8 protein-coding genes and 2 pseudogenes are annotated in these 9,754 nt (G+C 60.0%); 6 read left to right on the top strand and 4 right to left on the bottom strand.

Annotation, left to right across the window (positions count from 1 at the left end; genetic code table 11):
* The 6 genes from FZF01_RS00285 to trkA form a co-directional block, all read left to right on the top strand.
* The coding region (locus tag FZF01_RS00285; protein ID WP_223825332.1) for a CvfB family protein at window positions 1–638 on the top strand (638 nt) is incomplete at its 5' end.
* Complete coding sequence (locus FZF01_RS00290; protein WP_150276114.1) at window positions 638–1,510, top strand: DMT family transporter; 873 nt, start codon at window positions 638–640, stop codon at window positions 1,508–1,510. The genes FZF01_RS00285 and FZF01_RS00290, both read left to right, overlap by 1 nt.
* 117 nt (window positions 1,511–1,627) lie before the next feature.
* A complete protein-coding gene (locus FZF01_RS00295; RefSeq protein ID WP_150276115.1) occupies window positions 1,628–3,076 on the top strand; it encodes a TrkH family potassium uptake protein in 1,449 nt (482 codons plus the stop codon).
* Window positions 2,989–4,530: a sensor histidine kinase gene (locus FZF01_RS00300; protein WP_150276116.1), complete on the top strand. Its 1,542-nt coding sequence runs from the start codon at window positions 2,989–2,991 to the stop codon at window positions 4,528–4,530. Before FZF01_RS00295 ends, FZF01_RS00300 begins: the two co-directional genes overlap by 88 nt.
* Window positions 4,527–5,213: a response regulator gene (locus tag FZF01_RS00305; protein ID WP_150276117.1), complete on the top strand. Its 687-nt coding sequence runs from the start codon at window positions 4,527–4,529 to the stop codon at window positions 5,211–5,213. Before FZF01_RS00300 ends, FZF01_RS00305 begins: the two co-directional genes overlap by 4 nt.
* 101 nt (window positions 5,214–5,314) lie before the next feature.
* The gene (gene trkA, locus FZF01_RS00310; protein WP_150276118.1) at window positions 5,315–6,691 is read left to right on the top strand and encodes a Trk system potassium transporter TrkA; all 1,377 of its coding nucleotides are present in this window, start codon (window positions 5,315–5,317) and stop codon (window positions 6,689–6,691) included.
* 19 nt (window positions 6,692–6,710) lie between these two features.
* Here trkA and ilvA read toward each other — a convergent pair.
* From ilvA to FZF01_RS19475, 4 genes and pseudogenes are all read right to left on the bottom strand, one after another.
* Window positions 6,711–7,760 (bottom strand): annotated as a pseudogene (ilvA, locus tag FZF01_RS00315) (threonine ammonia-lyase, biosynthetic); the annotation flags it as partial.
* Between the two features lie 299 nt (window positions 7,761–8,059).
* Entirely contained in the window at window positions 8,060–8,269 is a 210-nt protein-coding gene (locus FZF01_RS00320; protein ID WP_150276120.1) for a hypothetical protein, read from the bottom strand.
* The gene (locus tag FZF01_RS00325; RefSeq protein ID WP_150276688.1) at window positions 8,266–9,414 is read right to left on the bottom strand and encodes a PepSY-associated TM helix domain-containing protein; all 1,149 of its coding nucleotides are present in this window, start codon (window positions 9,412–9,414) and stop codon (window positions 8,266–8,268) included. The genes FZF01_RS00320 and FZF01_RS00325 overlap by 4 nt, the downstream gene beginning before the upstream one ends.
* Before the next feature lie 22 nt (window positions 9,415–9,436).
* Window positions 9,437–9,754: pseudogene (locus FZF01_RS19475) on the bottom strand (TonB-dependent receptor); the annotation flags it as partial.

Here is a 9,754-nt window from a genome sequence, read left to right on the forward strand (position 1 = left end):
CGCCCAAGGCGCAGGTCGGCGAGTTTGCCAGTTTGAAGGTGAAGGAGATCAACAAGATTGGTCTCTTCCTGGACTGGGGTCTGCCCAAGGATGTGCTGCTGCCGCATTCCGAAGAAAAGCGCCCCCTCAAGGAAGGCGATTATGTTGTCGTCTATCTGTACCTGGACAAACACACCCGCCGTATTACCGCGACCGCACACCTCGATCGCCACCTGGACAAGACGCCCGCCCGTTACTCCACCGGGCAGGCGGTCGATCTGCTGGTAGTCGGCACCACCGACCTGGGCTTCAAGGCGATTATCAACGGAGAGCACTGGGGTCTGATCCACAAGAACGAGGCTTTCAAATTTCTGCGCGGCGGGATGCGCGAGCAGGGTTATATCCGTGAAGTGCGCCCCGATGGCAAGATCAGCCTCAGCCTGCAGCCCGTCGGCGCCCAAGCCGCCGATGCGCTGCAACAACAGATTCTGGACAAGTTACAGGCCAATGGTGGCTCACTGTCGGTCAGCGACAAGAGTCCTCCAGAAGTCATCACTCGCCAGTTCGGCGTCAGCAAGGGCAACTTCAAGAAAGCAATTGGCGGGCTCTTCAAGCAGGGCCGCATCGTGATCCACGCCGACCGTATCGAGCTGGTGTAATGCCCGCGGCAGCGGAGCGGACGCTAGCGCTGCCTACCCTGTTGATGGCAGGCATCGCCATGCTCGCCTTTGCCGGCAATTCGGTTCTGTGCCGCCTGGCACTAGCCGATACCCGGATCGATGCCGCGAGCTTTACCGTGCTACGCATTGTCAGCGGTGCGATAGTGCTGTGGCTGCTGCTGAGCCTGCGTAAACGGGCACGACCGGCGTCTGGTAACTGGGCAGGCGCACTGGCTCTGACCGTCTATGCTGCAGCGTTTTCCTTCGCCTATATACGCCTGGATACAGGCACAGGTGCATTGCTGCTGTTTGGCGCAGTGCAATTGAGCATGCTAGCGTTCGGTCTTTTCCGCGGCGAACGACTCAGCCCTGCGGCAACCGCCGGACTGGTGCTGGCGACGATTGGCGTTCTCGCTCTGCTACTACCAGGCAGCAGCGCTCCACCGCTGGGAAGTGCACTGATCATGCTGGTATCCGGTCTTGCCTGGGGCGCCTATTCACTTTTGGGCAGAGGCTCTGTGGATCCCCTGGCAACGACCGCCGACAACTTCCTGCGCTCCGTCCCCCTGGTGCTTCTCGCTGCACTGCCTTTTCTGGACCGGATCAACTGGGATACCGAGGGCGCTCTGTATGCGATCCTCTCGGGCGCCCTCACTTCGGCGCTCGGATATGCCATCTGGTACAGCGCACTGAGAGGCCTGGGCGCCATGCAGGCAGCATCCCTTCAGCTTTCCGTACCCATTCTGGCTGCGGTAGCAGGCGTGCTGCTGCTCGGTGAGCCGCTTTCCCTGCGCATGCTGGTTGCTGCCGTCGCGGTGATCGGCGGCCTGGCCATTGTGTTGAAAGCCAGGATGAGCCGAGCCAGAGCGTGAAATAGGCCCGGATGGTATGCCGTGTTTACGCCTTTTTTACGGGCATCATGCCCTTTGCAGCTCGTTTGTTTATGCCCGCAGACTCTAGTCTGGCCCTATCGTTAGGGAGCCAGACTCATGTTCAAATTCATACGGCCGATCATTTATGTATGCGGCATCCTGAGCCTCATCATGACCGGGCTGATGCTATGCGTCAGCGCGGCAGCCTGGGTATGGGCAGATCCCGAGCTGCCGGTCTTTCTCTACAGCGCTGCGGTAATGGCGACTCTGGGCCTGGCTATGGTCATGCTTTGCCGCGGCGGAAAATTCAATCTGGTGTCGCGCCAGCTTTACCTCCTGACCAGTGCCAGTTGGCTGATGATGTCGCTGGGCGGGGCCCTGCCGCTGTTTCTCAGCCATTATGACGTGGCCTTTACCGACGCCTGGTTCGAGGCGGTCTCCGGCATCACTACCACCGGCTCAACGGTTTTCTCGGGCCTGGAAACCTTGCCCGCCAGCCTGCTGCTTTGGCGGTCGATTCTTCAATGGCTTGGGGGTCTGGGGGTAATCGGAATGGCAGTATCTATCCTGCCCTTTCTGCGCGTGGGCGGCATGCGGCTGTTTCATACCGAGTCTTCCGACTGGTCAGACAAGTCCATGCCGCGCATCCAGACCCTGGCCAGAGCATTGCTCGTCACGTACCTGACCATCACCGCCGCCTGCACACTCAGTTACTGGCTAGCGGGCATGAGCCCATTCGACGCGGTAAACCATGCGATGACAACGGTGTCCACCGGCGGTTTTGCTACCGATGACCGCTCCATGGGTCGTTTCGGCAGCGCAGTACTGTGGATCGCCACCGGGTTCATGCTGCTGGGAGCGGTACCCTTCACCATGATCATCGGCTTTGCCCGCCGCCCCCGGCTTGCCACGCTGAATAATCAGCAAGTGATCGGGCTGTTGGGTATTGTTGCTGCGGTCACGGCCCTGCTTACGCTTTATCTGGTCTTTCAGGGTTCGCATTCAGCCTTTGAGGCCCTGACCCACTCGATTTTCAACCTGGTGTCGGTCATTACCACGACCGGATACGCCTCAACCGACTACACACTCTGGGGGCCCTTCAGCGTAGCGCTGTTCTTTGTAGTAATGTTCATCGGGGGTTGCTCGGGTTCCACTAGCGGCGGCATGAAGATTTTCCGTTTCCAGCTGAGCTATCTGTTTCTGCGCAGCCAGGTACGCAAGCTGGTGCATCCCAACGGCGTATTTGTTACCCAATACGCCGGCAAGCCGGTGGCCGACGACATCATCCTTTCCGCCATTGCGTTCTCCTTTCTGTTTTTCCTGTGTCTGGCCGGATTTACTCTGGTGCTGGCGATGATGGGACTCGACCTGGTCACCAGCCTGACCGCTACCGCTACGGCCCTCACCAACGTCGGCCCCGGGCTAGGCGACATCGTTGGCCCGGCTGGCAACTTTGCATCGCTGCCGGATGCGGCCAAATGGCTGCTATCCTTTGCGATGCTGCTGGGTCGTCTGGAACTGATGACCGTGATGGTACTGTTTTCTCCCATGTTCTGGCGGGGCTGACCAACTCAATGACACTGCAAAAACTGACCCGCAAGGATCTGCTCTGTTTCACTTTACCCTGGCTGACACCGTTGGTTGCCACTGGGCTGGCGTTGCTGCTGGCCAGCGTCATGCCCGCTGCCAACCTGGCGCTGATCTATCTGGCTGCAGTACTGGTGACGGCCATCAGCACCCGGGTATGGCCTGCCCTGGTATGCGCTCTGTTGAGCTTCGCAGCCTATAACTTCTTTCTGACCGAGCCTCGGTATTCATTGCGCATGCTGCACCGGGAGGACGCACTCACTGCTGCCCTGCTGGCAATGGTGGCCCTGATCACCGGACAGATGGCTGGCAGACTTAGCGAACAAGTCGCTGCGCTGCGAGCCAGCGAACGCTGGAATGAACAACAAATGGCTTGCGCCAGAGCGCTTTCCGTCTGCGTGGACCGGACGACCCTGATCAAGGCGTTTGCAGTCCAACTGGAAGAAACCCTCGACTGGTATGCCCGCAGCGTCGAGCCGGACGCCACAACACTTTCAGCATCCCCACGGACGGTCAGTTGGCATGAGGACCCGGGCGGTGTAAACGTGTTGTTCCATGGCTCCAGGGGAGAGGCAGCCAATACCATCAGGCTGTCTGCTACAGAGCCAACCAGCGCATGGCACCGCGAGCGCCTGGACGTATTGGTAAACCTGGCAAGCCTGGCCTGGGGCAGAATCGAACTGGGCGAATCGCTGAAACAGGAAACCCTGGACAAGGAGCGCGAGCAGTTACGCTCCGCCCTGCTTTCCTCTGTATCCCACGACCTGCGCACGCCGTTGTCGACCATGATTGGTTCGGTATCCAGCCTGATAGATCTGTCGGACTCCCTGGACGCCAGCCAACGGGCGGAGCTGCTGGACAACACCCTAACCGAGGCGCGGCGGCTTGATCGCTATATTCAGAAGCTGCTGGACATGACGCGTCTGGGGCATGGCGAGCTGAGCCTGGACCGGGACTGGATTGGCCTGGACGATCTGATAAGCGTGGTGATTCGTCGTAGCCGACCTCTGTTGAAAGATATCGAGCTCAAGATCGACATCCCACCTGATCTGCCACTGCTGCACGTTCATCCGGCGCTGATCGAGCAGGCCCTGTTCAACGTCCTGGAGAATGCCATCCGTTTCTCGCCCGCCAACGGGCATATTCGGCTCCAGGCGCTGCAAGACGATAACTGGCTGCATCTCGACGTCAGCGACAGCGGCCCCGGCATTGCTCCTGACAAACGAGCACAGGTATTCGACATGTTCCACACCTTCAGCCATGGGGATCAGTACGCCGCCGGCACCGGGCTGGGGCTTGCCATCTGCAGGAGCATCGTCGCCGCCCACGGTGGCCGCACGTCGGTAGAAGACAGCGCCCCGGGTGACGGCGCACGGGTGCGAATCAGCCTGCCCCTGGCGACTCCGACAACAATGCAGGAGGACGACCTTTGACGCACGTCCTGATCATCGACGACGAACCACAGATCCGCCGCTTCCTGACCATATGCCTGGGTTCGCAGGGTTACCAACTGCTCGAGGCTGAAGACGCCCGGCAGGGCCTCCAGCAGGCCGCCCTGCATCAGCCCGACCTGGTCATCATGGACCTGGGTTTGCCCGATATGGACGGGCAGTTGCTACTTCAGCAAATGCGTGAATTCTACAAGGGCCCGGTGATCGTGCTTTCGGTGCGTAATGGAGAGAAAGACAAGGTGCTAGCCCTGGACAACGGGGCCAATGACTACGTGGAGAAGCCCTTCGGCGCCAACGAGCTACTGGCGCGTATTCGGTCGGTTTTGCGGACCTTTGGTGACGTTGCAGTGCCACCGACCGGCTACGACGACGGCTACCTGCGTGTCGACCTGCTTGACCGACGGGTGAGCCTGGCCGGAGAAGATCTGCATCTGTCGAAAAAGGAATTCGAGTTATTGCGCAGTCTCATCGCCCACCCCGGGAGGATCGTTACCCAACAGCAGCTGTTGAAGGAGATCTGGGGGCCGCACCACACCCACGATACCCACTATCTGCGAATCTTCATCGGACGCCTGCGCAGCAAGCTGGGGGACGACCCCACGGCGCCACGCCATATCGAGACCGAATCGGGTGTGGGTTACCGGTTTATCGGCCAGGCCGACTGACGTATACGCAATTTTTACGACCCCGGGCGAAGCCTGGCATGGTTTGTTTACACACCACTGGCAAACAATGAACGCATGCAGCAACTCATCAGGAGTAGTTCATGCGCATCATCATTCTGGGCGCCGGCCAGGTCGGTGGAACACTGGCCGAACATCTGGCAGGCGAAGACAACGACATCACTGTTGTCGACACTGACAGCCGCCGGCTTCGCGAACTGCAGGACCGTCTCGACCTGCGCACCCTGCAGGGTTCCGGCTCACATCCGCAAATACTCGGCAAAGCCGGAGCGGATGACGCCGACATGCTGGTCGCGGTGACCAATAGCGACGAAATCAACATGATCGCCTGTCAGGTCGGCTACAGCCTGTTCAATATTCCTACCCGCATCGCCCGCGTACGCGAACCCGATTATCTGGCCCGGGACCAGTTGCTGTTCAGTCGCGAAGCAGTACCCATTGATGTATTGATCAGCCCCGAGTCGCTGATTACCCAGGGGATCAAGCGGCTGTTGCAATACCCTGGCGCGCTACAAGTTCTCGACTTTGCCGACGGCAGGGTGCAGCTGGTGGCGGTAAAAGCGCGCTACGGCGGTGCGCTGGTAGGCCAGCGCATAAGAACCTTGCGAGAACATCTCCCGGATATCGACTTGCGGGTGGCCGCCATTTTCCGCAAGGAGCAGCCGATCATGCCCGATGGCGATACCGTCATCGAAGCTGAAGATGAGGTGTTCTTCATCGCCGCCAGACCGGATATTCGCCAGGTAATGGCCGAGCTCCGGCGCCTGGATCGACCTTACAAACGCATCATCATCGCTGGCGGGGGCAACATCGGCGCACGGCTGGCAACCAGCATCGAAGGCCATTATCAGGTGAAGATAATCGAGCAGAACATGGCTCGCTGCGAGCATCTGTCCCAACAGTTGCACGGGAGCACCATCCTCCACGGCAATGCGTCCGACCGCGAACTGCTGATTGAAGAAAACATAGAAGCTACCGATGTGTTCCTGGCCCTGACCAATGATGAGGAGGCCAATGTGATGGCCTCGATGCTGGCCAAGAAGCTGGGGGCCCGCACCGTTATCACGCTTATCAACAATTCCGCCTACGTGGATCTGGTGCAAGGCGGCCTGATCGACATCGCCCTGTCACCACAGCAATCGACCATCAGCGCATTACTCACCCATGTACGCCGTGGCGATGTAGTGTCGGTGCACTCGCTCAGACGCGGAGCGGCTGAGGCGCTGGAGGCGATAGCCCACGGCGACATGGACAGCTCGCGGGTCGTCGGGCGTCGTGTTGACGAACTGGCCTTGCCCGCCGGTACCAGTGTTGGCGCAGTGGTCAGGGGGGAACAGGTGATCATGGCCCACCATGACACGGTCATCGCAGACGGCGACCACGTGATCCTGTTTGTCGCCGACAAGAAGGCCGTGCGCGCCGTCGAGAAACTGTTTCAACTCGGGATCGGCTTTATCTGATCCCGTCCCGTTGCGCTCAGTCGCCATGCCGGGCGCGCTCGGCGATCAGACCCAGATTGCTGAAATCGATATTGGCCCCGGAATTGATTCCTACCAGCACCTGGTCGCGGCAGCGCTCCCGGGCTACATAGGACCGGATCCCAGCGGCCGCCAAAGCGCCGGCAGGCTCGGCAATCGAGCGGGTGTCCTCGTAGATGTCGCGGACCGCCGAGCAGATCTGATCCGTGCTTACCGTGATCACCTCATCGACCAGGTGACGGCACAACTCGAAGTTCAGTTGGCCAATTTGCGCCACCGCCACGCCATCGGCAAAGCGATCCACCCTGGGCAATATCACCCGCTCACCGGCCGCCAACGCAGCTTGCAGACAATTGGAACCCACCGGCTCAACGCCGATGACCCGCACCTCCGGGCGCAGATACTTCACATAGGCCGCTATGCCGGCAATCAATCCCCCGCCGCCTACCGGTACAAATATCGCGTCCAACCGACCCTGGTGCTGGCGTAGAAGCTCCAGACCTACGGTGCCCTGCCCGGCAATCACATCCGCATCGTCATAGGGCGGCACGAAGGTATGGCCCCGCGTTTCGGCAAGTCCTATGGCGTAGTCCAGTGATTCGGCAAAGGTCTCGCCATAGAGCACCACTTCCGCACCACGTGAGCGCACACCCTGGAGCTTGATATCCGGAGTACTCAGGGGCATGACGATGGTCGCCTCGATGCCCAGCTTCTGCGCCGCCAGCGCCAGCCCCTGGGCGTGGTTACCGGCGGAAGCGGTGATTACGCCGCGATTGCGCGCCTGGCTGTCGAGCGCCGCAACCCGCGTGTAGGCACCGCGAATCTTGAACGAGTGAACCGGTTGCAGGTCCTCGCGCTTGAGCCATACCTGGTTGCCCAGGGCAGCAGAAAGTCGCGGTGCGTGCTGCAAGGGTGTTTCGATTGCAATGTCATAGACCGGCGCGCGGAGAATCCGGGTGACGTAGCTACGATGAAGCGAGGGAAAGCTCGTCTCCGTTTGCGGGAAAGCCTCAGAATCGGCGGCAGCTGGCTGCGCGAGTGCAAGGGACATACAGACTCCTGTCAGGTTGCAGGCCCCGGAGACAGAAACAAAAAACCCGCCTCGAGGGCGGGTTTTCAGAGCGACGTGAGTCAGCCCGCCAATGGTGGAATGGCGGTCATAATCATCTGGCTGGTGGTCACGTTGAATAGCTTCATGGCTTGAATCTATGTGCTCAGACGGTTTGCGTCAAGAAAACTTTTCCCGGCATTAACCATCGGACCTGATCAGCAGGTTTAATAGCAGCCAGTCGGTGACTACATCCACTTTTCAAATCCCTAAGCGGCTGACACGCGATGACCGGAGCTACTCTAACGGCGCGGTGCCCTGACAGTAGCGTCGCTGGGTACCAGCCAGAAGCGGAAGCAGACCAGCGTGACGACACCCAATGCGGCGGTGGAGGCGATATCCCACCAGCCATCACCGATCAGCGCGCCCGCCAGCCCAGCCGCGCTCAACATGCCGAGCAAGACCGGCCAGAGCCAGATATTCAATGCACTGCCCCTGCGTGGCCTGATCATGCTTTGCCCCCGGAGAGCTTAGTTGCATCACTGATTTCGACCGATTGCGCGGAGCGTCTGCGGCGCTTGGCGAACCACAGATACAATCCACTACCCAGCACCACGATGGTAAGAATATCCAGCACCGCCCAGAGAATCTGCACGCCGCGTCCGCCATAGTCACCAAAATGCAGTGGCTGCGATACCTGCAGTACCTTGAAGTACCAGGGCAATTCGCGGCTGTCAGTCACCTCGGAGGTGGTTGCATCGACCAGCACCGGTTTGGACAGGCGGGAGGTCAAAGGCTCGTTACCGCGCATGAACACACCGTAGTGATGCGGGCTGGAGAACGTGGTGCCGGGAAACGCGACAAACTGCACGCTCATGCCCGGCTCCAGTCTCCGTGCAGCCTGCACCGCCGCTTCAAGTGAGCCGATCTGCTCTGGCACCGGCTTGCCCGCGTAAGGCGCAACCATTTCGCTGAGCTGATCCTCCTGCCAGTAATCCACCAGCAGATCGGCCCAGGCATTGATCACACCGGTAGCGCCGACGACGAAGAACCAGACCAGCGTGACGATACCCAGCACGTTATGCAGGTCCAGCCATTTGATACGTTTGGTCCGCTCACGGCGCACTTCGCCGAAGCGCAACTTGCGCATGAAGGGGGCGTAGAGCACCGCGCCGGACACCAGCGAGATCAACAACAGAAAGCCCATCAAACCGAGAAACAGCATGCCGGGCAAACCGGCGAAGAGATCGATATGCAGACTGTTTATGACGTACATGAAGCCGCTTTCCAACTGCGGCTCCACCAGTATCTCGCCGGTGCGGGCATCCACTGCGACCTGCTTGAGGCCGTCGTGGGAGCGCGGCGTTGGTGACATCGTCAGATACCAGATGCGGTCATCGTCCATCTCCTGGGAGAGAAACATACCGCCCAGATCAGGATGCCGCTCCCCGGCAATATCGACTACCCGATCCAGGCTGATCCGCGGCGTATCGGCCGGCATTTCTGCCGGCTCGGCCTCGGTGCCCAGCAGGTGACCGATCTCGTGATGGAAAATCAACGGCAACCCGGTCAGGCACAGCAGCAGCATGAATACCGTACAGACCAGGCTGGTCCAGGTATGCAACCAGGACCAGACCTTAAGCGAACCTGCACTCAACATTACCCGCCCTCGCCTCTGCTCAGAAATCCAGCGTGGTAGAGACGATCAGCGTACGCGGCGCGCCAACGGTCAGATAACCGGAGCCCGGGTAGCCACCGGCCGACGCCCAGTAGTCGCGATCAGCCACGTTCTCCACGCGAGCACGCAGGGTCACCTGCTGCGCATCGTTGATGAAGGTGGTGTAGCGCGCGCCCAGATCGAAACGGGTCCAGGACGGGACTTCCTGGGTATTGGCCAGATCGGCGTACTGTTCGAAAAAATACGCCCGGTACCATCCAGTCAACGCCCAGATTGGCCTGGGTAGTCGGCGAGCCGATAGCTTCGTTGCCATCCACAT

It is taken from the genome of Halopseudomonas salina (assembly GCF_008641105.1).

Coding starts and splice junctions, on each gene's coding strand:
- FZF01_RS00295 (WP_150276115.1), top strand. CDS start 1,628: ATGTTCAAATTCATACGGCCGATCATTTATGTATGCGGCATCCTGAGC.
- FZF01_RS00300 (WP_150276116.1), top strand. CDS start 2,989: ATGGCTGCTATCCTTTGCGATGCTGCTGGGTCGTCTGGAACTGATGAC.
- FZF01_RS00290 (WP_150276114.1), top strand. CDS start 638: ATGCCCGCGGCAGCGGAGCGGACGCTAGCGCTGCCTACCCTGTTGATG.
- trkA (WP_150276118.1), top strand. CDS start 5,315: ATGCGCATCATCATTCTGGGCGCCGGCCAGGTCGGTGGAACACTGGCC.
- FZF01_RS00320 (WP_150276120.1), bottom strand. CDS start 8,269: ATGATCAGGCCACGCAGGGGCAGTGCATTGAATATCTGGCTCTGGCCG.